Origin of the sequence: Pseudomonas sp. LRP2-20 (assembly GCF_024349685.1) — a bacterium.
Lineage (GTDB): Bacteria > Pseudomonadota > Gammaproteobacteria > Pseudomonadales > Pseudomonadaceae > Aquipseudomonas.
The window spans coordinates 1,023,829-1,047,950 of the sequence record NZ_AP025944.1; the positions used below are offsets into that span (position 1 = coordinate 1,023,829).

Here is a 24,122-nt window from a genome sequence, read left to right on the forward strand (position 1 = left end):
CATGTCCTATCAGTTGCGGCGTGAAGAAGTGGTGGATGCTGCCGGCCTGCAGGCCATGCTCGAACACAGCCCCGGCAAGGCAGCCCAGGCGATCCTGGCAGCGGCGGGGGAGGGCATGGTCGAGGCGCAGTTGCTGCTCGGGCAGATCCTGCTCGATGGCCGGGGTATCGAGCAGGATGCCGGCGTTGCCCGGCGCTGGTTTGGTATTGCCGCGCAGGGCGGCAGTGCCATGGCGCACAACATGCTCGGTCGCTGCCTGGAACATGGCTGGGGTGGCGAGGTGAACCTGGCGCAGTCGGCCATTCACTATGCACTTGCAGCCGATGCCGGGTTGGATTGGGGGCTCTATAACCTGGGTAATCTGTTGGCTACCGGGCGTGGCCTGCCGGCCAACCAGGCCCAGGCGCTGGCCTGTTACGAGAAGGCCGCGCAGATGGGCCATGCCAAGTCGATGAACCTGTATGGGCGTTACCTGGAGCATGGCATCGCCACCGCGCCGAGCCCGGTGCGGGCGGTACGCTGGTATCGGCGCTCGGCCGAGGCGGGGGATTTTCGCGGGATGTTCAGCCTGGCGATGGTGCTGGCCGAGCGTGGGGAGTTAGTGGAGGCCGGGGCTTGGCTGGAGAAAGCCAAGGTCGAGGGGAACCTGAATTTCCTGCGCAGTGCCTTGGTGACCTTGCAGGGGGCGGGGCCGGCGTTGATGGCCTTTGCCGGGAGCTATGCCCAGGAGCTGGAGCGGCGCGAAATCTGATGTTGACTGGGCCGGCCCCTTCGCGGGCAAGCCCGCTCCCACAGGTACAGCGCCAGTTTTCAATGTAGCGCCGTCCCTGTAGGAGCGGGCTTGCCCGCGAAGAGGCCGGTGCAGGAGAGCACAAATGAAAACGGGGCCTTTCGGCCCCGTTTCGCATTACAGGTAGTAAGCCTTCAGCGGCGGGAAGCCGTTGAATTCCACAGCGCTGTAGCTGGTGGTGTAGGCACCGGTCGACAGCCAGTACAGGCGGTCACCGATGGCCAGGTTCAGCGGCAGGCCGTACTTGTAGTTTTCGTACATGATGTCGGCGCTGTCGCAGGTCGGGCCGGCGATGACCACTTCTTCGGCTTCGCCTTTCTTTTCGGTCCAGATCGGGAACTTGATGGCTTCGTCCATGGTTTCGATCAGGCCGGAGAACTTGCCCACGTCGGTGTAGATCCAGCGCTCGACGGCGGTGCGCGACTTGCGCGCGACCAGCACCACTTCGCTGACCAGGATACCGGCGTTGGCGATCAGCGAACGGCCTGGCTCGAGGATGATTTCTGGCAGGTCGTCACCGAAGTCTTCCTTCAGGAAACGGATGATTTCTTCGGCGTAGGTCTCGAGGCTGTTGGTACGGGTGATGTAGTTGGCCGGGAAGCCGCCACCCATGTTGATCAGCTTCAGCTCGATGCCGTCTTCTTCCTTGAGGCGCTCGAAGATCACCTTGACCTTGGCGATGGCTGCGTCCCACACGCTGATGTCGCGCTGCTGGGAGCCGACGTGGAAGGATATGCCGTAAGGCACCAGGCCCAGGTCACGGGCAAGGATCAGCAGGTCCATGGCCATGTCGGTCTGGCAGCCGAATTTGCGCGACAGCGGCCAGTCAGCAGTGGTCGAGCCTTCGGTGAGGATACGCACGTATACCTTCGAGCCCGGCGCGGCCTTGGCGATGTTGCGCAGGTCGGCTTCCGAGTCGGTGGCATACAGGCGCACGCCCTTCTCGTAGAAGTAGCGGATGTCCTTGGACTTCTTGATGGTGTTGCCGTAACTGATGCGGTCGGCGCTGACACCACGGCCCAGGACCTTGTCCAGCTCGTAGATCGAGGCGATGTCGAAGCTCGAACCTTTCTCTTTGAGCAGGTCGATGATCTCGACGGCCGGGTTGGCCTTGACCGCGTAGTACACCTTGGCGAACTCGAAACCAGCGCGCAGGTCGTCGTAGGCCTGGCTGATCATCTGGGTGTCGATGAGTACGAACGGGGTTTCCTGCTTGTCGGCGAACGCCTTCATTTTCTGGAAGGTGTCACGCGCGAAATAGTCTTCGACCTGGATCGACATGCTCAGGGACTCCATGGGCAAACTGAAAGAATAAGTGGCTGCAAACTGAACGTCCTCCGTATCCCCACTTTGGTTCGCCTACTCAGTACTTGAGCCGGATGGATCGTTTCCAGCATGGACGTTCGGCGCGCACTTTAGGGCGTGAAGAATGCAGAATCAACAGGCAATCCGGGGGCGATCGTCGTGGATCGACGCCCTACCAGCTGAATAACCGACTCGCATGACCGCCTGATGTTCCCCGCCATGTTTCAAGCGTAAAAAATTGTGGAATGGACCGCGTTGACGCCTTCGCGGGTAAACCCGCTCCCACAGGGTTTTCGCATTTCTTGTGGGAGCCGGTTTACCCGCGAAGGGGCCTGGGGTGTTCATATTTATGGCCACGTATCCTGGTACTCACGTACATGAAATCAGTCATAAATTTTTTGTTACCGATTGGCGGATTTGCTGGTTTTGATGAGAAACATTACTATTCGCACCCTTATCCGCCTCCCTGACGACCCCCAACGTGTCCGGACCCAAAGGCTTCCTCGACCACTACCATGAGCTGATCGGCACCTGGACGCGCAAGCTGCGCAATCGTCAGCAGGCCGAGGATCTCACTCACGATGCCTTTGTAAGGGTGCTGGAAAACCCGCGCGAGCAGGTCGAGCAACCGCGCGCCTACCTGCACCAGACGGCCCGCAACATCGCCGTGGATGGTTTCCGCCGCGAGGACCGGCGCCAGGCCCTGGCGCAGCAAACCTTCGACGAGGGCGTGGCCACCAGCGACGACCCGGAAGCCTACGTGCATGCCCTGGAGCTGGCCGAAAGCGTCGAGCGGGCGCTGGCCGAGTTGCCGCTGAACTGCCGCCGGGTGTTCATCTGGCAGAAGCTCGAAGGCCTGAGCCAGGCCGAGATCGCCGAACGCATGGGTGTGACCAAGAACATGGTCGAAAAGTATATGATCCGCACGCTCCGGCATCTGCGTGAGCACCTGGATGTGTCGGCATGATGAGTCAGGAGACCTTTCCCATGAAACAGCACGGTTCCGAGACCGTCCGTGAGCAGGCGGCCGCATGGTTCGTCCGCATGCAGGACGCGCCGCGCGATGCCGCGCTGCAAAAGCAGCTGCGCGCCTGGCTGGCCGCCGACCCCAGCCACCGTGCCGAGTACGATGCCCTGGCCACGGTCTGGAGCGCGGCTGAACTGATCCCGCGTCAGCGCCTCGAAGCACTGTGCGAGCCGGCCCCGGTGCGCCCGCTACCGCAGCGGCGCCTGGTGCGCCAGGCGCTGGCGGCGAGTGTGGCAGTGGTGGCGCTGGGGCTGGGCTGGACGGGCTGGCACTACCAGCGGCTCAATCACCAGGGCAGCCTGCAGACCGCCCTTGGCGAGCGCCGTCAGGTCGAACTGCCCGATGGTTCGCACCTGGAGCTCAACGGCGCAACCCAGCTGCACGTCGATTTCAGCCCAGGCCGCCGACACATTCAGCTGAACGCAGGTGAGGCGATGTTCATCGTCGCCCACGACAGCAGCCGCCCGTTCGTGGTCGATACCGCCCAAGGCAGCGTGACCGTGACCGGCACCCGTTTCGATGTGCGTCTGGACCCGGCCGCTACCCGGGTGGCGGTCGAGCAGGGTTCGGTGCGTGTGCAGGGCAGCGACGCCTCGCTGGCGCAACTGGGCGCTGGCCAGGGTTCGTGGATCGATGCGCAGGGCCAGGTCGCTGCGCCTTATGCGGTCAACACGACAGCCCTGACGGCCTGGCGCCAAGGCAAGCTGGTGTTCGACAACGCCACCCTCGCCGACGTGGTGGCCGAAGTGTCGCGCTACCGCGCCCAGCCATTGCGCGTGGCACCTGGCAAGGCTGCCCAGATGCGTATCTCCAGCACCTTCAGCACCGATGACACCGACGCGCTGTTGCGCGCCTTGCCGAGCATCCTGCCGGTGGCGATCAAGGCCCATGAAGACGGCTCCCGCGAAATAATCGCGAAATAGATTCAGGTTTTTTTCCGCTCGTTCGTCTTCCCCGCCAGCTGCAACTGCCAAGCATTTCCATTTGCATGCAGTTGGCGTTTATTCCTTCTTCAGGATGTTTCGACGACGTGAACAACAACAAACCTTTTCCACCCCTGAGCGCGCTGGCCCTGGCCCTGGCGGTCAGCACCGCGGCCGTCAACGCCCAGGCCGAGCAGGCCGGCAACGCGATCCAGATCCAGGCGCAACCTTTGGCCTCGGCACTGAGCCAGCTGGGTCAGCAGACCAGTCTGCAGCTGTTCTTCAGCCCTGAACTGGTGGCTGGCAAGCAGGCCCCGGCGGTGTCCGGCAACCTGGCACCCGAGCAGGCGCTGCAGCAACTGCTGCAAGGCAGCGGGCTGACCTATGAAAAGTCGCAAGACACGGTGGTGGTAAAGCCGGCCCAGGCAGCCGGCACGCTCACTACCGGCAGCCTGGAGCTGGCGCCCACCGACGTGAAGGTGGTCGGTGACTGGCTGGGCGATGCTGACCAGGCCGTGGTGCAGAACCACCCCGGCGCGCGCACCGTGGTGCGCCGCGAGGCGATGGTGGAGAAGGGCGCGATGAACGTGCGCGATGTACTGCGTGGCATCCCGGGCGTGCAGGTGCAGGACAGCAACGGCACCGGTGGCAGTGACCTGTCGCTGAACGTTGGCGTGCGTGGCCTGACCTCGCGCCTGTCGCCGCGCTCGACCGTGCTGATCGACGGCATTCCGGCTGCGTTTGCGCCCTATGGCCAGCCGCAACTGTCGATGGCACCGATCTCTTCGGGCAACCTCGACAGCATCGACGTGGTGCGCGGTGCCGGCTCGGTGCGCTATGGCCCGCAGAACGTCGGCGGCGTGATCAACTTCGTCACCCGAGCGATCCCCGAGAAGGCCTCGGCGCAGCTGTCCACCACCTTGGAAACCTCCCAGCATGGTGGCTGGAAGCACACCGAGTCGGCCTTCGTCGGTGGCACCGCCGACAACGGCATGGGCGTGGCCTTGCTGTACACCGGCGTGAACGGCAACGGTTACCGCGAAAGCAACAACGGCAACGACATCGACGACGTCATCCTCAAGACCCATTGGGCGCCGACCGACGTCGACGAATTCTGGCTCAACTTCCACTACTACGATGGCCGTGCCGACATGCCCGGCGGCCTGACCCAGGCCCAGTACGACAGCAACCCCTACCAGTCGCTGCGTGATTACGACTATTTTGCCGGGCGGCGCAAGGATGTGTCGTTCAAGTGGCAGCGCCAGCTCGACGATGCCACCCAGTTCGAAGTGCTGACCTACTACACCGACAGCTTCCGTGGCAGCGCCATTGCCGCGCGCGACATGAAGACCCTGTCGTCGTACCCGCGCAACTACCACACCTTCGCCATCGAGCCGCGGGTGTCGCGGATCTTCTTCGCCGGCCCCACCACCCAGGAAGTCAGCGTCGGTTATCGCTACTTGAAAGAAGCGATGCGCGAACAGTCGACCCGCCTGGCGCTGATCGACAACGTCCCCACGCCCACACCGACCTCCGACGGCCACGTGTTCCAGGACCGCAGCGGCGGCACCGAAGCCAGCGCCTACTACATCGACGACAAGATCGATGTCGGTAACTGGACCATCACCCCGGGCATCCGCTTCGAGCACATCAATACCGACTGGCGCGACCGCCCGGTGCTCGGCACCAATGGCCAGCCGGTGCCGGAGAAGAACCGCAGCATCACCAGCAACGAGCCGCTGCCCGCGCTGAGCGTGATGTACCACCTCTCCGATGCCTGGAAGCTGTTCGCCAACTATGAGACCTCGTTCGGCAGCCTGCAGTATTTCCAACTGGGCCAGGGCGGTACCGGCAACAGCACGGCCAATGGCCTGGAGCCGGAAAAGGCCAAGACCTACGAGCTCGGCACCCGCTATGACAACGGCGGATTCGCCGGCGAGCTGACCGCGTTCTACATCGACTTCGATGACGAACTGCAGTACATCAGCAACGACGTGGGCTGGACCAATCTTGGGGCGACCAAGCACCAGGGTATTGAGGCTTCGGTGCGCTATGACCTGGCAGGGCTGGACCCACGCCTGGAAGGGCTGTCGGTAAATGGTGGCTACACCTACACCCGCGCAACCTATGAAGGGGATATCCCGGGCTTCAAGGGCCGTGACCTGCCTTTCTATTCACGTCAGGTGGCCACTGCCGGTGTGCGCTATGCGATCAACCGCTGGACCTGGAATCTGGATGCCTATGCCCAGTCCAAGCAGCGTGCGCCGGGGACCGGCATCAATGCCGATGGCAGCTTCAATGGTGACTACATCACCGAACCGAGTGCCGATGGGCAGTACGGCGACATTCCGGGTTACGTGACCTGGCATGCCCGTGGCGGGTATGAGTTTGGGCCCGACATGTCCAACCTGAAGCTGGCGGCGGGGGTGAAGAACCTGTTCGACAAGCAGTACTTCACCCGTTCGAGCGACAACAATGCCGGCATCTATGTGGGTGAGCCGCGGACTTTCTATGTGCAGGCCAGTGTAGGGTTCTGACCAAGATCGCCGGGGCCGCTGTGCGGCCCATCGCCGGCAAGCGCGGCTCCTACAGGTCCTCTGCAAGCCTCAAGGTTGGCGCTGTACCTGTGGGAGCCGCGCTTGCCGGCGATGGGGCGCAAAGCGCCCCCGGTGATTACGAAGCCACCACCTCAGCCGGCGAGACAATGCTGGTCTTGGCCCCGCGCGAACGCCCCGAGCTCAGGTAAGCCGCAATCGACTCCTGGGTGACCTCCCCCAGGAACACCTGCTCGGCATCCAGCACCGGCAACCACGCCCGGTTGAACTCGTACATCCGCGACAGCAGGATGCGCAAGTGCTCGTCATGCGAGGCCGTGGCATTGAACGGCCGCAGGAAGTCGCCACAGGTGCCCTGCTGGCGGTGCATGTCGCGTCGGCGCACATAGCCCAGCGCCTTGTTCTGCCCGTCGGTCACTACCACATAGCGGCGGTCGTGCTCGTCGAGCAGCTCCAGCGCATCGCCGACCGGCGTCTGCGGGCTTACCGACGGCGCGTTGTCCGCGGCATCCTCGGCGCGCACCAGCAGCAGGCGCTTCAGTGTGCTGTCCTGGCCGACGAAGTTGCTTACGAAGTCATCCGCCGGGTGCGCCAGCAGGGTGTCCGGGTGGTCCAGCTGGAGCAGCTTGCCGGCGCGGAAGATGGCGATCTTGTCGCCCAGCTTGATCGCCTCGTCGATGTCGTGGCTGACCATGATCACGGTCTTGTTCAGCGCCCGTTGCATCTCGAAGAACTCGTTCTGGATCATCTCGCGGTTGATCGGGTCGACCGCGCCGAACGGCTCATCCATCAACAGCACCGGTGCTTCCGCCGCCAGCGCGCGGATCACCCCGATGCGCTGCTGCTGGCCACCGGAAAGCTCGCGTGGATAGCGCTGCAGGTACTGCTTGGGTTCGAGCTTGATCATGTGCATCAGCTCGCGGGCGCGTTCGTGACACTTCTGCTTGTCCCAGCCGAGCAGGCGCGGGACCACGGTGATGTTCTCCTCGATGGTCATGTTGGGGAACAGGCCGATCTGCTGGATCACGTAGCCGATGTGCCGGCGCAGGGTCACTTCGTCCAGCGCGCTGGTGTCTTCGCCATTGATGAACACCTGGCCGGAGGTCGGTGTGATCAGGCGGTTGATCATCTTCAGCGTGGTGCTCTTGCCGCAGCCCGAGGGGCCGAGGAACACGCAGATTTCGCCTTCGTTGACAGTGAGGCTGACGGCGTCGACGGCTTTGACGTCCTTGCCGTTGACGTTGAAGGTCTTGCTGAGGTTCTTGAGTTCGATCATGAGCGCAGTCCTTCTGGAGTCAGGGCACGTTGCAGGGTTTGCAGAAGCAGGTCGGCGATGATCGCCAGCAGGCTGACCAGTACGGCGCCGACCAGCAGCATCGACATGTCGCTGCGGCTGATGGAGGTGAGGATGAGCACGCCCAGGCCGCCAGCGCCAATGGTGGCGGCGATGGTCATGACGCCGATGTTCATCACCACGGCGGTGCGCACGCCGGCGAGGATCACCGGCACCGCAATGGGCAGCTCGACCATGCGCAGGCGCTGGCCGAAGGTCATGCCAATGCCGCGTGCTGCTTCACGGATGCCCGGCTCGACGTTGGTCAGGGCCAGGTAGGTGTTGCGCAGGATCGGCAGCAGTGAATAGAGGAACACCGCCGTGATCGCCGGCAGCGGCCCGAGGCCCTGGCCGAACTTGGAGTAGAACGGCAGCAGCAGGCCGAACAGGGCGATCGAGGGGATGGTCAGCAACACCGTGGCGCTGGCCTGCAATGGGCCGGCGACGGCCGGGAAGCGGGTCATCAGGATGCCCAGCGGCACGCCGACGATGATCGCCAGGCCCACGGCGACGCCGACCAGCATGATGTGCTGCCAGGTCAGCTGCAGCACCTGGGCCCAGTCGAGGTGGGCGAATGTGTCGAGCAGGCTCATGGTTGTACCTCGCCAGGCATTGGGTGCTCACGCAGGAAGGCGGCGGCCACCGTGGCCGGGTTCTGGTGTTCGACGTCGACCTTGGCATTGAGCTGGCGCATGGTTTCGTCATCCAGTTGCTCGGCCAGTGGCTTGAGCAGCCCGGCCAGTTTCGGGTTGGCGTCGAGCACCTGTTTGCGCACCACCGGGGCGGCGGTGTAGTCGGGGAAGTAGTGCTTGTCGTCTTCCAGCAGCTTGAGGTTGAACGCGCTCAGGCGGCCGTCGGTGGTGTACACCAGGCCGGCGAACACCTGGTTGTTGTGCATGGCGGTGTAGACCAGGCCGGCATCCATCTGGCGGATGTTGGCGCGGCCCACTTGCAGGTCGTACATCTGCTTCAGGCCGACCAGGCCGTCCGGGCGGTTGGCGAACTCGGTGTCCAGCGCCACCAGGTGGTTGCGGCGGCTTTCATCACGCAGCACCTGGTTGAGGTCGCTGATCGAGTTGATTTGCGGATAAGCCTCGGCGACCTGCTTGGGCAGGCCCAGTGCGTAGGTGTTGCTGAACTTCGACGGGGTCAGCCAGATCAGGCCCTTCTTCGCATCCAGTGCCTTGACCTTGGCGTAGGTGGCCTCGGCACTGGGCATGCGCTCGTCGATATGGTTGTACGACACCAGTGACACGCCGGTGTATTCCCACATCAGGTCGAGTTGCCCGGTTTCCTGGGCCTGGCGCGCGATGCTGCTGCCAAGGCCGCTGGTGACGCGCACGTCGAAGCCGTTGGCACGCAGGTATTGCGCGGTGATTTCGGCGAGCACGGTCTGTTCGGTGAACACCCGCGCGCCGATGCGGATCAGCGGTTTTTCCGCTGCCTGGGCAAATCCTGCGAACAGCAGGGCCGCGCCCAGCAGCAAGGCGATTCTCTTGTTCATACGTTCCCTCTTGTTATCCAGCCAGGCCACGTTCCAGCCAGCGCTTGCTGGAGAAACTCACCACCGCGTCGAGCACCAGCGCGAGCAATGCGGTGCAGGCGGCACCCAGCAGCAGTTGTGGCTGGTTGTTCAGGGCGATGCCGGGGAAGATCAGGCTGCCCAGGCTGTTGGCGCCGATCAGGAAGGCCAGTGGCGCGGTGCCAACGTTCAGCGCCAGAGCCACGCGCACACCGCCGACGATGATCGGCACGGCGTTGGGCAACTCCACCTGCCAGAGTTGCTGGCGCGGGGTCATGCCGATGCCGGTGGCGGCTTCCTTGAGCGAGGCGGGGACGTTTTTCAGGCCCTCGTAGGTGTTGCGCACGATGGGCAGGAGCGAGGCGAGGAACAGCGCGAAGATCGCAGGCCCGGCGCCGATGCCGAGGATACTCAGGGCGATGGCCAGAACGGCCAGGGGAGGAATGGTGTTGCCAACGTTGAAGAACTGCATGAAGCGCTCGGCTTTGTCGACCCGTTGCGGTCGACTCAAGGCAATGCCGGCAGGGATGCCCACGGCCAGCGCCGCCGCCATCGAAGCCAGCACCAGTACCAGGTGCGCTTGCAGGTAGAACCCAAGATCGTCGCGATAACGCGCAATCGTGTCGATGCCGATCCAGTGGATCAGCAGGGCCAGGATGACGAGCACGGTGGCGCATCCCAACAGCCCTTTTCCGTAGCGTTTAGCCACAGGCGGACTCCTTGTGTTGTCGGCGAGCACACTTCTTGGTAGCCGGCCAGTCCTGGCGGCAGGTGGTGTGTTCGCGAGTAGCAGCGTGAAGCAACCGAAGGCTGCGATCAGGCCATGAGCCGAACCCCGTCGGGCCCGAAAATGCTGATGAAACCAGTCCCCAACCGAAGCGGGTTGCAGGGGAGTGGACGTCTCCGTGGGTGGAAAGGTTCCCATCTGAAGCGGCATTTGGCCAGCGTTAATCACTGGGGCGGTGGATTTTTCACACGAAAAATAAGCGCAAATCCTACTTCAAGGCGTTGAATTACCTGCTATCGCGGCGTTTGTCGCAAGTTCAGGATTCGGATCTAAATTTTTCATGTTGGGGAGGTAGGTATGGGTAATGAGGAGAGTCAAATGGATGAAGCGGTTCTTGGTGCGCTTCAAAGGCAACTGGGCATTGAGGGTGATTCTGTAAATGACGGAAAGCTGGAAGACATGCCCGTATCGAAGTTGCGCAGACACCTTGAGGTACTGGGGGCGAATCTTGAATTGATAGTGCACCTTCCTGGGGACGTGAGGATCACATTGCGAGACTCGGATGAATTGAGTGATGGCATCTAAGTGTGGGGCGGTCGATCTTCATGGGTGTTGAAATCGAGCGCCGCCCGCGCGGCGCATCGCGAGCTACGCTCGCTCCTACGTTTGTTTCGGGCCAATTTATCCTGAGGGATTTGCGCGCGAACGCCTTGGCGCACGGCACGATATCGCGACGTACCAACAAGGCGGTCGCGCGCGCCAGTCGCATTTTACTGGCCTGAAACAAGCGTAGGAGCGAGCGTAGCTCGCGATGCGCCGCGCGGGCGGCGCTCGATATCGAATGCAATGAAGGACCAGCGGCATGCGCCAGGATTTTGGTCCCCGCCCAACTTCAGGTATGATATCGCCCCTTTTAAATCCCCCAGTCAGGCGATTTCCCATGACCAACCAGGCCGCCGAAGTCGCGAAGCGCCGCACTTTCGCAATCATTTCCCACCCCGACGCCGGTAAGACCACCATCACCGAGAAGCTCCTGCTGATGGGCAAGGCCATTGCCGTCGCCGGTACCGTGAAGTCGCGCAAGTCCGACCGCCACGCCACCTCCGACTGGATGGAAATGGAGAAGCAGCGCGGCATCTCCATCACCACCTCGGTGATGCAGTTCCCGTATCGCGAGCACATGATCAACCTGCTCGACACCCCCGGCCACGAAGACTTCTCGGAAGACACCTACCGCACCCTGACCGCGGTGGACTCGGCGCTGATGGTGCTCGACGGCGGTAAAGGTGTAGAGCCACGGACCATCGCCCTGATGGACGTGTGCCGCCTGCGCGACACGCCGATCGTCAGCTTCATCAACAAACTCGACCGTGACATCCGTGACCCGATCGAACTGCTCGACGAGATCGAAGCCGTTCTGAAGATCAAGGCCGCGCCGATCACCTGGCCGATCGGTTGCTACCGCGACTTCAAGGGCGTGTACCACCTGACCGGCGACTACATCGTGGTCTACACCCCAGGCCACGGCCACGAGCGCACCGAAGCCAAGATCATCCAGAAGCTGGACTCGGACGAAGCCCGTGCTCACCTGGGTGACCAGTACGATTCGTTCGTCGAGCAACTGGAGCTGGTGCAGGGCGCCTGCCACGAGTTCAACCAGGAAGAGTTCATCAACGGTCAGCTGACCCCGGTGTTCTTCGGTACCGCACTGGGCAACTTTGGTGTCGACCACGTGCTCGACGCCGTCGTCGACTGGGCGCCGCGCCCGCTGGGCCGCGTGGCCCACGAGCGGACCGTCGAGCCTGTGGAAGAGAAGTTCACCGGCTTCGTGTTCAAGATCCAGGCGAACATGGACCCGAAACACCGCGACCGCATCGCCTTCATGCGTATCTGCTCGGGCAAGTACGAGAAGGGCATGAAGATGCGCCATGTGCGTATCAACAAGGACCTGCGTGTCGGTGACGCGCTGACCTTCTTCTCCTCCGAGCGTGAGCAGCTGGAAGAGGCCTATGCCGGCGACATCATCGGCCTGCACAACCACGGCACCATCCAGATCGGCGACACCTTCACCGAAGGCGAGGCGCTGGGCTTCACCGGTATCCCGCACTTTGCCCCGGAGCTGTTCCGCCGCGTGCGCCTGAAAGACCCGCTGAAATCCAAGCAGCTGCGTCAGGGCCTGCAGCAGTTGGCCGAAGAAGGCGCGACCCAGGTGTTCTTCCCCGAGCGCAGCAACGACATCATCCTCGGTGCGGTCGGTGTGCTGCAGTTCGACGTGGTCGCCAGCCGCCTGAAGGAAGAGTACAAGGTCGAGTGCGCCTATGAGCCAATCACTGTGTGGTCGGCCCGCTGGATCGGTTGCGACGACAAGAAGAAGCTCGAGGAATTCCAGAACAAGGCCATGGAAAACCTGGCCATCGACGGTGGCGGCCACCTGACCTACCTGGCACCGACCAGGGTCAACCTGGCGCTGATGGAAGAACGCTGGCCGGACATCAAGTTCCGCGCCACCCGCGAGCATCATTAAACAATGAAATGGGGCCGCTTTTGCGGCCCTTCGCGCCGAACCGCCGCGAAGGGCTGCAAAGCAGCCCCAATTCAATTACCTGCCTTGATACTGGTCCAGATCCGGGTTCTGATGCGGTCGATCTTGGCCGGCATCGCCTCCAGCGCATACAGCTTGCCCATCACGTCCTCGCTCGGGTAAATCATCGTATTACCCTTCATCGCCGGCTCCACCAGCCCGTCCGCCTTGAGGTTGCCGTTGGCGTACTGCACGTGGTTGCTGATGTTGGCCATCACCTCCGGCTGCAGCAGGTAGTTCATGTAGGCATACCCGGCCTTCTCATCCGGCGCATCGGCCGGCATGGCGACCATGTCGAACCACATCGGCGCACCTTCCTTGGGGATCGAATACCCCACCTTCACCCCGTTCTTCGCTTCTTCGGCGCGGTTCTTCGCCTGCAGCACATCCCCCGAGAAGCCCACCACCACGCAGATGTCACCATTGGCCAGGTCGCCGGTGTACTTCGAGGAGTGGAAGTAGCTGATGTACGGCCGCACCTGCATCAGCAACGCCTTGGCCTTGTCGTAGTCGGCCGGGTCCTGGCTGTGGTGCGGCAGGCCCAGGTAGTGCAGGGCGATCGGCAGCAGTTCGGGGCCGTTGTCCAGTACCGCGACGCCGCAGCTTTTCAACTTGCTCATGTACTCGGGCTTGAAGATCAGGTCCCAGGAGTCCACCGGGGCATTGTCGCCGAGCACTGCCTTGACCTTGTCGATGTTGTAGCCGATGCCGGTGCTGCCCCACAGGTACGGAAAGCCGTATTGGTTGCCCGGGTCATTGACCTCCAGTGCCTTGAGCAGCACCGGGTTGAGGTTGTGCCAGTTGGGCAGCTGCGACTTGTCCAGCGGCTTCAGGGCCTTGCCCTGGATCTGCCGGGCCATGAAGTGGTTGGACGGGAACACCACGTCGTAGCCGGAGTTGCCGGTCATCAGCTTGCCGTCGAGGGTCTCGTTGCTGTCGTACACGTCGTAGGTCGGCACGATGCCGCTGGCCTGCTGGAAGTTCTTCAGCGTGTCGGGCGCGACGTAGCTGGACCAGTTGTAGATCTTCACCGTTTCGGCGGCGCTGGCGCAGCTTGCGGCCAGCATCAGGGGAGCGAGAAGGAGCGTGCGCATATCGGGTTTACCTTGCTTTGTCTGTTGTTATCGAAGGCAGGCGATCAGCGGATCAGAAAATCAGAACGTAGGTCTTGCGCACAGTCTCCTGGATGTCCCAGGTGCCGGTGCTGTTGGCCGGTAGCATCAGTGCGTCTCCGGCTTCTATGAACAGGGGCTCGCCACCGTCGGGGGTGAAGGTGCAGCGGCCCTTGATGAAATGGCAGAACTCCTGCTGCACTATCTGCCGCCGCCAGCGCCCGGGGGTGCACTCCCAGATGCCGGTTTCGACGCCGTCGCTGCGCTCCACGCAGGTGACCGACGTCACTGCCACGGGTTCGCCAAGTGGCACCGCGACCGGGTTGGAGCTGTCGAGCACGGCGCTGTCGGTGTGTTTGAACTGGGTGATGCTCATGACCGGTGGATCCTGTGTCGGGGAAAGGGAAGTCAGTGCATGAAGCCTTCCATGAAGTCCGCAAGGGAGCTGGCCAGGCGCCGCCTCCAAGGCGCGCTGGCGGGGTTGGCGAGGGTCCGGTCCTCGTGGACGAAGCTCTGGATGATCGCGTTGTAGCCGAGCCAGCGGCAGGGCTCGGGTGGCCAGCTGGCCAAGCTGGAAACCGGACGGTTGTCGAGTACCCAAGGTTGTGCGGTCAGCAGGTTGTGCTGGTTGAGGATCAGCGCCGCCAGCGTGCGCCCGCCGAGGTTGGTGGCGCCGACACCTTCGCCGCCGTAGCCGCCGGCCAGGGCGATGCCGCGCTGGCGGTCGCAGAGCATATGCGGGCGGAAGCGCCGTGCCATGCCCAGGTTGCCGCCCCAGGTATGCGTGATGCGCACGTGCTTGAGCTGCGGGAACAGTTCGCTGAACAGGTAGCGACGCAGCTCGATTTCGTGCTCGTCGAGGTTGAAGTTCTCGCGCAGGCGGCCGCCGAAGCGGTAGCCGCCGCGGGCGCCGAACACCAGGCGGTTGTCGGCGGTGCGCTGGCCGTAGGTGACCTGGCGGCTGCTTTCGCTGAAGGCTTGGCCTTGGGAGAGGCCGATTTGCTCCCAGGTCGACTCTGGCAGTGGCTCGGTCGCCACCAGCAGGCTCTGCACCGGTAACTGGTGCTTGCCCAGCGGCGGCAGGCTGGCGGCGTACCCTTCAACGGCGGGTACCATCCATTGGCAGCGGATGCGCGCCAGGGGCGAGCGCACTTCACCGGGTTGCCAGTCGATGGCCGGGGTGTTCTCGTAAATCGTCACCCCCAGCGCCTCCACCGCTCGCGCCAGGCCGCGGGCCAGCTTGGCCGGGTGGATGGTCGCGGTATGCGGGCTGTAGATGGCGCCGTAGGCATTGCTGACCCGCAGTTGCGCGTCCAGTTGCTCGGGGCGCAGCCAGCGGTAGTCGTCCTCGGTCATGCCCTGGCGGTACAGCTCGTCCAGGTAAGCTCGCAGGCTGCGTTCCTGCTCCGGGTAACGCGCGGCGCAATACAGCACGCCGCCTTTGCGGTAGTCGCAGTCGATGCCCTCGCGTTGCAGCACGCTGTGCACCTCATCGGGAATGCCGTGCAGCAGGTCGATGCTGGCACGGCGCTGCTGCGGCGACAGGGTGGCGAGCAGGCGGTCTTCGCCGAGCAGGTTGCCCATCAACCAGCCGCCGTTGCGCCCCGAGGCGCCGAAGCCGGCGATGTTGGCCTCGATCACCGCGATGTTCAGTTGCGGCGCCTGGCGCTTGAGGTAGTAGGCGGTCCACAGCCCGGTGTAGCCGGCGCCGATGATGCACACATCGACGTCGAGGTCCTGGCGCAGGGCCGGGCGCGCGCACAGCGGCTCGTCGAGCTGGTCCATCCACAGGCTGAGCGTGCGCAGGGGTTGCATCGGTTTTTGCTCCACATCCGTCAAGGTCTGTGGGCGATGCTAGTGGTGTCTGCCAGTGCCTGTCTTACGTGCGTGCACGCAGGGAAATTTGCTTCAGATAGGCCTTGGGGGTGAGGCCGGTGTGCTCGCGGAAGCACTTGTAGAACGCCGAGAGCGAGTTGAAGCCGGCGCTGAACGCCAGCTCGTCGATCGGCGCTTCGACGCTGTCATCGTCAAGGCTGGCCATCAGGTGTTGCAGGCGCGCCTGGTTGACGTAGCGGTAGAAGCTTTGCCCGAGCACCTGGTTGAGCAGGTAGGAGATCTGGTTGCGGCTGTAGCCGCTGGCGTCGGCCACCTGCTGCAGGTCCAGTTCCGGATCGAGGTACGGGCGCTGGCGCTGGAAGTAGTGCTCCAGGTCCTGGGCCATGGTCGACAGCTGCCTTGGCGACAGGCCCAGGCGGCTGGTGGCCGGGCGTGGGCCGTTGCTGGCCAGGCCGTTGCCGTTCTGGCGAACCAGAGTGGCGTATTCGTTGACCCGCCAGATCAGCCCGTCCTTGACGGTGATCGCTTCGCTGGACTGGAACGCTACCAGCCCTTCGCCACCTTGCACCGTGACCTGGTACTGGATGAAGGCGGTGCAACCGTCGACGCGGATGCGGTCGCTGTGGACGATGTCCTCGCCGGCTTCATGGGGCAGGCAGGCGCGCACGTAGTCGCGCAGCTCGAGGTAGCCGAGCACGCGGTTCTGGAAGAAGTCGTGGTACTGGATGTCGGGGTGGTAGAGCGCGATTACGCCGTCGAGGTCACGGTGCTTCCAGCACAGGTGGTAGCGCAGCACGGTGTCGGCGGTGAGCGGGGTCTGCTCGGGGCCGTCGGGGAGGGTGATGGCGGTCATGGGCCTGATAGTGCATTGCAGAACACCCAGGTGCAAGGGGGCGGATCCTGCATATTGCACGGTTCGGGCAAGCGGCTTTAGCGCTAAGGCGTTGATTCTTAAGAGCGTAGTTTTTTGATACAGCTGGCATGGGGAGTGCACCTTTCCTGTCACCACCGAACAAGGAGAAAGGCCATGCGCTCGATACTGCTGTGGATGATTGGCGTACCGATTCCAGTGATCATCCTGATCTGGTTCTTTATGCATTGAGATTTTTTGCGCCGCTGTGCGGCCCTTCGCGGCGGTTCGACGCCTCGATAAACCCGCTCCCACAGGGACCGCACAGATTTCGAATGCTGTGAAACACCTGTGGGAGCGGGTTTACCCGCGAAGAATCTCATACCGAGCTAGAGGAACTGCTCCGCATAGTGGCAGGCCACCTGCCGCGTACTCACTTGCCGTAGCGCCGGCACTTCCTTGGCACACCGCTCGGTCGCATACGGGCAACGCTTGTGGAACGCACAGCCATCCGGTGGGTTCAGCGGGTTGGGCAGTTCCCCGGCAATGCGGATCTTCGGCTTCAGCGGGTCCGGGTGAATCGCCGGCGTCGCCGACAGCAGCGCCTGGGTATACGGATGCAGCGGCTTCTCGTAGATATCCGCCTTGGGCCCCATCTCCGCCGGCCGCCCCAGGTACATCACCAGCACCTGATCGGCCACATGCCGCACCACCGCCAGGTTGTGCGAGATGAACACGTAGGCGGTGTTGAACTCCTTCTGCAAATCCATGAACAGGTTCAGCACCTGGGCCTGGATCGACACGTCCAGTGCCGAGGTTGGCTCGTCCGCCACCAGCACCTTAGGCTGCAGCATCATCGCCCGTGCCAGTGCGATGCGCTGGCGCTGGCCGCCGGAGAACATGTGCGGGTAGCGCTGGTAATGCTCGGGGCGCAAGCCGACCTGCTCCATCATCTTCTGCACTTTCTCGCGCCGCTCGGCCTTGCTCAGCGAGGTGTTGATCAGCAGCGGCTCCGCCAGCTGATCACCGATCTTCTGCCGTGGGTTGAGCGAGGCGTAGGGGCTTTGGAACACCATCTGCACGTCGCGGCGCAGCTGCTTGCGCTCGGCCTTGCTGGCGCCCTTGACCTCGGTGCCGGCGATCTGCAGCGAGCCGGAAGAAGGTTCTTCGATCAGCGTCAGGGCACGGGCCAGGGTCGACTTGCCACAGCCGGACTCACCGACCACGGCCAGGGTCTTGCCGGCCTCCAGTTCGAACGACACACCATTGAGCGCCCGCACCAGGGCGTGGCCCTTGAACAGCCCGCGGGAGACTTCGTAATGCCGGGTCAGCTCCCGGGCAGTGAGAACGACGGCCATCACGCCACCTCCTGGTTCAGCGGGTAGAAACAACGCACCAGGCTGTGTGCCTGTGGGTCGAGGGGCGGGCGCTGGTGCCGGCAGTTGTCCTGCACGTACGGGCAGCGCGGTGACAGCAGGCAGCCAGCCGGGCGGTCATAGCGGCCGGGGACGATGCCGGGCAGGGTGGCCAGGCGCTCGGCGCCGACGCTGTGCTCGGGGATCGCCGCCAGCAGCGCTTCGCTGTAAGGGTGGGCAGGCACGTCGAACAGCTCCGGCACCTGGCCGACTTCCACGGCCTGGCCGGCGTACATCACGCACACGCGCCTGGCGGTTTCGGCGACCACGGCCAGGTCGTGGGTGATCAGGATCAGCGCCATGTTGCGCTCTTTCTGCAGGTTGACCAGCAGCTCCATGATCTGCGCCTGGATGGTCACGTCCAGCGCGGTGGTCGGTTCGTCGGCGATCAGCAGCTTGGGTTCGCCGGCGATGGCCATGGCGATCGCCACGCGCTGGCTCATGCCGCCGGACAGCTGGTGCGGGTAGGCATCCAGGCGGCTTTCCGCAGCCGGGATCTCGACTTTCTTCAGCAGCTCCAGGGCACGCTGGCGCGCGGCCTTGCCCTTCAGGCCCAGGTGCTGGCGCAGCACTTCCTCGATCTGGTAACCCACGGTGTAGCTGGGGTTGAGCGCGGTCATCGGGTCCTGGAAGACCATGGCGATGTCCTTGCCCACCACCTTGCGCCGCAGGCGGGGGCTGAGCTTGAGCATGTCGGTGCCGTCGAAGGTGAGCGCATCGGCGGTGATACGCCCGGGGGCGTCGATCAGGCCCATCAGGGCCATCATGGTGACGGATTTGCCCGAGCCGGATTCGCCGACGATGGCCAGGATCTCGCCAGCCTCCACCGCCAGGTCCAGGCCGTCGACCACAGGGACTGCATTGGCGTCGCCGAAGCGCACATTCAGGTTGTTGATCTGCAACAGTGACATGGCGTTCTCCTCAGGCGGCGTTCTTGAGTTTCGGGTCCAGCGCATCGCGCAGGCCGTCGCCCATCAGGTTGATTGCCAGCACACTGAGCAGAATGGTCAGGCCGGGCAGGCTCACCACCCACCAGGCGCGCTCGATGTAGTCACGGGCCGAGGCCAGCATGGTCCCCCACTCGGGGGTTGGCGGTTGCACACCGAGGCCGAGGAAGCCCAGCGCGGCGGCGTCGAGGATCGCCGAGGAGAAACTCAAGGTTGCCTGCACGATCAGCGGCGCCATGCAGTTGGGCAGCACGGTGACGAACATCAGTCGTGGCAGCCCGGCACCGGCCAGGCGTGCGGCGGTGACGTAGTCGCGGTTCAGTTCGCCCATCACTGCAGCGCGGGTCAGGCGCACGTAGGACGGCAAGGAAACGATGGCGATGGCGATCACCGTGTTGATCAGGCCTGGGCCGAGGATGGCGACGATGGCCACGGCCAGCAGCAGTGACGGCAGCGCCAGCATCACGTCCATCAGGCGCATGATCGAGGGGCCGAGCACCTGCGGGAAGAAGCCGGCCAGCAGGCCCAGCAGGATCCCCGGAATCAGCGACATCACCACCGACGACAGGCCGATCAGCAGCGACAGCCGCGCGCCCTGGATCAGCCGCGACAGCAGGTCGCGGCCCAGTTCGTCGGTGCCGAGGATGAACTGCCAGTTGCCGCCTTCGAGCCACACTGGCGGGGTCAGCAGGAAGTCGCGGTACTGCTCGCTCGGGTCATGTGGGGCGACCCACGGCGCGAACAGCGCGCAGAACACCACCAGGCACATGAAGGCCAGGCCCATTACCGCGCCCTTGTTGCGCGAGAAGGCGTGCCAGAATTCTTTGTAGGGTGAGGGGTAGAGCAGGCTCTGGTCCACCGGGCTGGCCGGTGTGACGGATTTCGGAATCGGGCTAGTCATGGCGAAGGCCTCAGCGCTGATGACGGATGCGTGGGTTGGCCAGGCCGTAGAGGATATCCACGACGAAGTTGACCAGGATCACCAGGCAGGCGATCAACAGGATGCCGTTCTGGACCACGGGGTAGTCACGGGCGCCGATGGCTTCGATCAGCCATTTGCCGATGCCCGGCCAGGAGAAGATGGTTTCGGTCAGTACGGCACCGGCCAGCAACGTGCCGACCTGCAGGCCGAACACCGTCAGCACCGGGATCAACGCGTTGCGCAGGCCGTGCACGAAGACCACGCGGGCCGGCGACAGGCCCTTGGCGCGGGCGGTGCGGATGTAATCCTCGCGCAGCACTTCGAGCATTGACGACCGGGTCATGCGGGCGATCACCGCCAGCGGGATGGTGCCGAGCACGATGGCTGGCAGGATCAGGTGCATCACCGCATCCTTGAACGCGCCTTCCTCGTCGCTGAGCAGGGTGTCGATGAGCATGAAACCGGTTTTCGGCTCGATGTCGTAGAGCAGGTCGATGCGCCCGGAAACCGGGGTCCAGCCCAGGCTCACCGAGAAGAACATGATCAGGATCAGGCCCCACCAGAAGATCGGCATGGAATAGCCGGCCAGGGAGATGCCCATCACCCCGTGGTCGAACAGCGACCCCCGCTTGAGTGCGGCGATCACCCCGGCCAGCAGGCCGACGACGCCGGCGAACAGCAAGGCGGCGAGGGCCAGTTCCAGGGTGGCGGGGAACAGGGTGAGGAACTCGGTCCACACGCTCTCGCGGGTGCGTAGCGATTCACCCAGGTCGCCGTGGGCCAGCTTGCCGACATAGTCCAGGTACTGGACCGGCAGCGGCTTGTTCAGGCCCAGGCGCTCCATGGCCTGGGCGTGCATTTCGGGGTCGACCCTGCGTTCGCCCATCATCACTTCCACCGGGTCGCCGGGGATCAGGCGTATGAGCGCGAAGGTCAGCAAGGTGATACCGAAGAAGGTCGGTATCAGCAGGCCCAGGCGCCGGGCAATAAAACTCAACATTGTCGGGGTTACCTCATCAGCAGGTCACGCAGTGTCGCCGGTGCCCGTGCGGGATCCCGGCGATCGTTGTTGTTCTACTTCACCTTGGTGGTGGCGAAGTTGTTGTTGGTCAGAGGGTTGATCACGTAGCCCTCCACGTTGTCACGCATGGCGGTGAACATCTTCGGATGGGCCATGCTGATCCAGGGTTGATCGTCATCGTACACCTTCAAAGCCTCGGCATAGAGCCTGGCGCGTTCGTCGTTGTCGATCACTTCGCGAGCGCGGGTGATCAGTTCCTGGAATTTGGCATTGCACCAGCGTGCATAGTTCTCGCCGCTTTTGGCGGCGTCGCAGCTAAGCAGCGGGCTGAGGAAATTGTCCGGGTCTCCGTTGTCGCCGGCCCAGCCGGTGGACACCAGGTCGGCCTCGCCCTTCTTGGCGCGGCGCAGCATTTCGGCCCATTCCATCACACGGATATCCAGCTTCAGGCCGATCTGCTTGAGGTCAGCCTGCAGCATCTCGGCGGACAGGCGCGGGTTGGGGTTGGTCGGGCCGCCGCCGTTGCGGGTGAACAGGGTGATCACCGCGCCTTCCGGCACGCCCGCCTGCTTGAGCAGCTCGCGGGCCTTGGCCAGGTCGCGGGGCGGGTTCTTGTTCTCGGTGTTGTAGCCGATCATGGTCGGCGGATACGGGTTCACGCCGACCAGCGCGTTGCCCTTGCCGAACAGCTGGTCGACGTGAGTCTGGCGGTCGAAGGCCATGTTGATGGCTTTGCGCACGCGCACGTCGCTCAGGTACTTGTGTTCGGTATTCATCGAGATGTAGCCGGTGACCAGGGCTTCGATTTCGTCGACCTTGAGTTTCGGATCTTGCTTGATCAACGGTACGTCATCGGGCTTGGGGTACAGCGCCACCTGGCACTCGTTGGCACGCAGTTTCTGCAGGCGCACGTTGCTGTCGGTGGCGATGGCGAAGATCAGCGCGTCGGCAGGCGGCTTGCCACGGAAGTAGTCCGGGTTGGGCTTGTAGCGAACCTGGGCGTCCTTGTTGTAGCGCTGGAAGATGAACGGGCCGGTGCCGATCGGCTTGCTGTTGAGGTCGCCGGTCTTGCCCGCCTTGAGCAGCTGGTCGCCATATTCGGCGGAGTAGATCGAGGTGAAGGCCATGGCCATGTCGCGCAGGAATGGCGCTTCCGGGCGGCTGAGGGTGATCACCACGGTGTGGTCGTCGGTCTTGGTTACCGACTTGAGCAGGTCCTTGAAGGCCATGCTTTCGAAGTACGGGTAGCCGACACTGGTCCTGGCGTGCCAAGGGTGGTTCGGGTCGAGCTGGCGGTTCAGGCTCCACAGCACGTCATCGGCGTTGAACGTGCGGGTCGGCGTGAAGTACTCGGTGGTGTGGAACTTGACCCCTTGGCGCAGGTGGAAGGTGTAGGTCAGGCCGTCGGGCGAAATGTCCCAGCGTTCGGCCAGGGCCGGCTGAATGTCGGTGGTGCCGGGCTTGAAGTCGACCAGGCGGTTGAACACCGTCTCGGCCGAAGCATCGGCGGTGACCGCAGTGGTGTACTGGACGATGTCGAAGCCTTCCGGGCTGGCTTCGGTGCAGACCACCAGCGGTTTGGCCGCGAGGTTGCCAGCGGCGCCCAGGATGACCGCTGCCAGGGCAGCGCGGAGCGGTAGCGATGTCATGGAAACTCCCTGCATGCATTGATTCCAGCGTAGCCGCCACGGCCCGGGTTGAAGCGGGCCGTGGCGCCATCGGTCAGAGAATGTTGAATGGAATGGTGGTGACCACGCGGAACTCGTCCAGGCTGCCATCGGCCTGGGCCTTGCTGGCGCGGTGTGCGGTGTAGGTGGCACGGATGCTGGTGTCCTTGAACGGCCCGCTCTGCACCGCGTAACTGGTGCCGATGCCCCACTCGTAGTGGGTTTCGCCGTCCAGGCCGTTCACGTCATAGGCGGTGCCCCGGTAGTGGGTGCCGTCGATGCCCCAGCCGCGGGCGTTGTACAGGTTGAACTTGAGGCCCGGCACGCCGTACGGCGCCATGTTCAGCACGTAGGAAAGCTGCAGGGACTTCTCGTTGGGGCCGTTGAAGTCCGACAGCAGCGAGTTGGCCAGGTAGATGCCGTTGGTTTCGTGCAGGTAGTCGAAGTACTCGTTGCCGTTGACCTGCTGCCAGGACGCGGTGAGGGTGTGCGCCTGGTGGGTCAGGCCGAACGACAGGCTGTAGGTGTCGTTGTCGATCTCACCCATCTTCTTGCTGCCTTCGTCCACGGTCTTGTAGTAGTTCAGGCCGGTGGTCAGGGCGAGCACGGCGTTGTCGCCGAGTACGTGGTTGGCGCCGAAGTAGTACTGGTTCCAGAAGTCGTCGACCTTGGTGGCGTACAGGCTGGTGGTCAGGCTCTTGAACGGCTGGTAGTTGACCCCGGCGGTGCTGGCGCGGTCGGTCTCGACGCCGGTGGCGCCGTATTCGCTGCGGAACTTGCTCAGGCTTTGTTCGGTACGTGGCGAAACGCGGTCGAAGGTGCCCAGGTCGATCGACAGGTTGTCGAACTCGGCGCTGTGCAGGAACGCGCCCTGGAAGCTCGACGGCAGCGCACGGTTGCCGATGTAGGCGATCATCGGCGTATCCACCGACTGGCGGCCGACGGTGAGGGTGGTGTTGGAGACACGTGCCTTGACGTTGGCCAGGCCCATCTTGCTCCACTGGCCGACCGGGTCGCCGTCGCTGTGGGTGAGCGTTCGGTTGTTCGGCCCGGCGATTGCGGCGCGGCCCTGCTGCAGAGCGATGGCGTTGTAGCCGGCGGCCTCGACGGCAAAGCCGACGGTGCCCTGGGTGAAACCCGAACTGTAGTTGAGGATGGTGCCCTGCACCCAGTTGTCGCGGCTGTGGGTGTCGTGGCGGGTGCCGTCGCCCTTGTAGTACTTCCACAGTGGTGCGCGGGTGGCGCGTTCGTGGGCGTACCAGTTGCGGGTGCTGCCGGACAGGCTCTGGCCGTCGATGAAGCCGTTGGCCTGGTCCTGTTCGCTGCTGGATTTGAGGCTGAACGGGACGTAGTCCTGGCTCTGGGTGTCGGCCTCTGTCACGGCGGAAAAGGTGCCGATGGATAAGGCCAAAGCGGTCAAGGTGAATAGTCTCAAGGTTAAAGCTCCCTTTCTGTTCTTTTAGTTATCACCTGGCCTTGTGGGCCGGGTTGCTTGCTGCGGTGTTGCCAGGGTTGCCCGGGGTTGCCGGGCAAAATCGGGGCGTTGTGTTGGCTGTGCCGGCCCTTTCGCGGGGCAAGCCCGCTCCCAC

21 protein-coding genes are annotated in these 24,122 nt (G+C 63.7%); 6 read left to right on the forward strand and 15 right to left on the reverse strand.

Annotation, left to right across the window (positions count from 1 at the left end):
* Nucleotide 1 precedes the first annotated feature (1 nt).
* Nucleotides 2-751 carry a tetratricopeptide repeat protein gene (locus OCX61_RS04415; RefSeq protein WP_261942762.1) on the forward strand — a complete coding sequence of 250 codons (750 nt, stop codon included), beginning with the start codon at nt 2-4 and terminating at the stop codon, nt 749-751.
* 156 nt (nt 752-907) lie between these two features.
* Here OCX61_RS04415 and OCX61_RS04420 read toward each other — a convergent pair whose 3' ends face one another.
* Entirely contained in the window at nt 908-2,071 is a 1,164-nt protein-coding gene (locus OCX61_RS04420) for a type III PLP-dependent enzyme (RefSeq protein WP_025337787.1), read from the reverse strand.
* Nucleotides 2,072-2,576: 505 nt separating this feature from the next.
* Here OCX61_RS04420 and OCX61_RS04425 point away from each other — a divergent pair.
* The 3 genes from OCX61_RS04425 (at nt 2,577) to OCX61_RS04435 (ending at nt 6,582) form a co-directional block, all read left to right on the forward strand.
* Nucleotides 2,577-3,062 (forward strand): RNA polymerase sigma factor, encoded by a 486-nt coding sequence (locus OCX61_RS04425; protein WP_261942763.1) that lies wholly within the window; start codon nt 2,577-2,579, stop codon nt 3,060-3,062.
* A 20-nt stretch (nt 3,063-3,082) separates the two neighbouring features.
* Entirely contained in the window at nt 3,083-4,045 is a 963-nt protein-coding gene (locus tag OCX61_RS04430) for a FecR family protein (RefSeq protein WP_261942764.1), read from the forward strand.
* Between the two features lie 107 nt (nt 4,046-4,152).
* Nucleotides 4,153-6,582, forward strand: a complete 2,430-nt coding sequence (locus OCX61_RS04435) for a TonB-dependent siderophore receptor (protein ID WP_261942765.1) — start codon at nt 4,153-4,155, stop codon at nt 6,580-6,582.
* 136 nt (nt 6,583-6,718) lie between these two features.
* On the opposite strand, the gene OCX61_RS04440 is transcribed toward OCX61_RS04435, so the two are convergent.
* Genes OCX61_RS04440 through OCX61_RS04455 form a run of 4 tightly spaced genes read right to left on the reverse strand, consistent with a single transcriptional unit; the run spans nt 6,719 to nt 10,164 of the window.
* A complete protein-coding gene (locus OCX61_RS04440) occupies nt 6,719-7,876 on the reverse strand; it encodes an osmoprotectant ABC transporter ATP-binding protein OsmV (protein ID WP_261942766.1) in 1,158 nt (385 codons plus the stop codon).
* Nucleotides 7,873-8,526 (reverse strand): ABC transporter permease, encoded by a 654-nt coding sequence (locus OCX61_RS04445; protein WP_054901077.1) that lies wholly within the window; start codon nt 8,524-8,526, stop codon nt 7,873-7,875. The genes OCX61_RS04440 and OCX61_RS04445 overlap by 4 nt, the downstream gene beginning before the upstream one ends.
* A complete protein-coding gene (locus OCX61_RS04450) occupies nt 8,523-9,437 on the reverse strand; it encodes a glycine betaine ABC transporter substrate-binding protein (protein ID WP_261942767.1) in 915 nt (304 codons plus the stop codon). The genes OCX61_RS04445 and OCX61_RS04450 overlap by 4 nt, the downstream gene beginning before the upstream one ends.
* A gap of 13 nt (nt 9,438-9,450) precedes the next feature.
* Entirely contained in the window at nt 9,451-10,164 is a 714-nt protein-coding gene (locus OCX61_RS04455; protein WP_261942768.1) for an ABC transporter permease, read from the reverse strand.
* 396 nt (nt 10,165-10,560) lie between these two features.
* On the opposite strand from OCX61_RS04455, the gene OCX61_RS04460 reads away from it, so the two are divergent.
* On the forward strand, nt 10,561-10,767 hold the full coding sequence (locus OCX61_RS04460; RefSeq protein ID WP_261942769.1) for a hypothetical protein: 207 nt from the start codon (nt 10,561-10,563) through the stop codon (nt 10,765-10,767).
* A 355-nt stretch (nt 10,768-11,122) separates the two neighbouring features.
* The gene (locus OCX61_RS04465; RefSeq protein ID WP_085673665.1) at nt 11,123-12,706 is read left to right on the forward strand and encodes a peptide chain release factor 3; all 1,584 of its coding nucleotides are present in this window, start codon (nt 11,123-11,125) and stop codon (nt 12,704-12,706) included.
* 71 nt (nt 12,707-12,777) lie between these two features.
* On the opposite strand, the gene OCX61_RS04470 is transcribed toward OCX61_RS04465, so the two are convergent.
* The 10 genes from OCX61_RS04470 to OCX61_RS04515 all read right to left on the reverse strand — a co-directional run bounded on the left by OCX61_RS04470 (nt 12,778) and on the right by OCX61_RS04515 (nt 23,968).
* Nucleotides 12,778-13,857, reverse strand: coding sequence for a polyamine ABC transporter substrate-binding protein (locus OCX61_RS04470; RefSeq protein ID WP_261942770.1), 1,080 nt, complete (start codon nt 13,855-13,857; stop codon nt 12,778-12,780).
* 52 nt (nt 13,858-13,909) lie between these two features.
* The gene (locus OCX61_RS04475; RefSeq protein ID WP_261942771.1) at nt 13,910-14,251 is read right to left on the reverse strand and encodes a cupin domain-containing protein; all 342 of its coding nucleotides are present in this window, start codon (nt 14,249-14,251) and stop codon (nt 13,910-13,912) included.
* 32 nt (nt 14,252-14,283) lie between these two features.
* Nucleotides 14,284-15,690, reverse strand: a complete 1,407-nt coding sequence (locus tag OCX61_RS04480) for an NAD(P)/FAD-dependent oxidoreductase (protein ID WP_261942772.1) — start codon at nt 15,688-15,690, stop codon at nt 14,284-14,286.
* Between the two features lie 64 nt (nt 15,691-15,754).
* Nucleotides 15,755-16,564, reverse strand: coding sequence for an AraC family transcriptional regulator (locus OCX61_RS04485; RefSeq protein ID WP_261942773.1), 810 nt, complete (start codon nt 16,562-16,564; stop codon nt 15,755-15,757).
* A 386-nt stretch (nt 16,565-16,950) separates the two neighbouring features.
* Nucleotides 16,951-17,919 (reverse strand): peptide ABC transporter ATP-binding protein, encoded by a 969-nt coding sequence (locus tag OCX61_RS04490; RefSeq protein ID WP_261942774.1) that lies wholly within the window; start codon nt 17,917-17,919, stop codon nt 16,951-16,953.
* On the reverse strand, nt 17,919-18,887 hold the full coding sequence (locus OCX61_RS04495) for an ABC transporter ATP-binding protein (RefSeq protein ID WP_261942775.1): 969 nt from the start codon (nt 18,885-18,887) through the stop codon (nt 17,919-17,921). The genes OCX61_RS04490 and OCX61_RS04495 overlap by 1 nt, the downstream gene beginning before the upstream one ends.
* A gap of 10 nt (nt 18,888-18,897) precedes the next feature.
* A complete protein-coding gene (locus OCX61_RS04500; protein WP_261942776.1) occupies nt 18,898-19,824 on the reverse strand; it encodes an ABC transporter permease subunit in 927 nt (308 codons plus the stop codon).
* A 10-nt stretch (nt 19,825-19,834) separates the two neighbouring features.
* Nucleotides 19,835-20,845: an ABC transporter permease subunit gene (locus OCX61_RS04505; protein WP_027920247.1), complete on the reverse strand. Its 1,011-nt coding sequence runs from the start codon at nt 20,843-20,845 to the stop codon at nt 19,835-19,837.
* Between the two features lie 74 nt (nt 20,846-20,919).
* Nucleotides 20,920-22,515 (reverse strand): ABC transporter substrate-binding protein, encoded by a 1,596-nt coding sequence (locus OCX61_RS04510; protein ID WP_261942777.1) that lies wholly within the window; start codon nt 22,513-22,515, stop codon nt 20,920-20,922.
* Between the two features lie 73 nt (nt 22,516-22,588).
* A complete protein-coding gene (locus OCX61_RS04515) occupies nt 22,589-23,968 on the reverse strand; it encodes an OprD family porin (protein WP_261942778.1) in 1,380 nt (459 codons plus the stop codon).
* Nucleotides 23,969-24,122 lie beyond the last annotated feature (154 nt).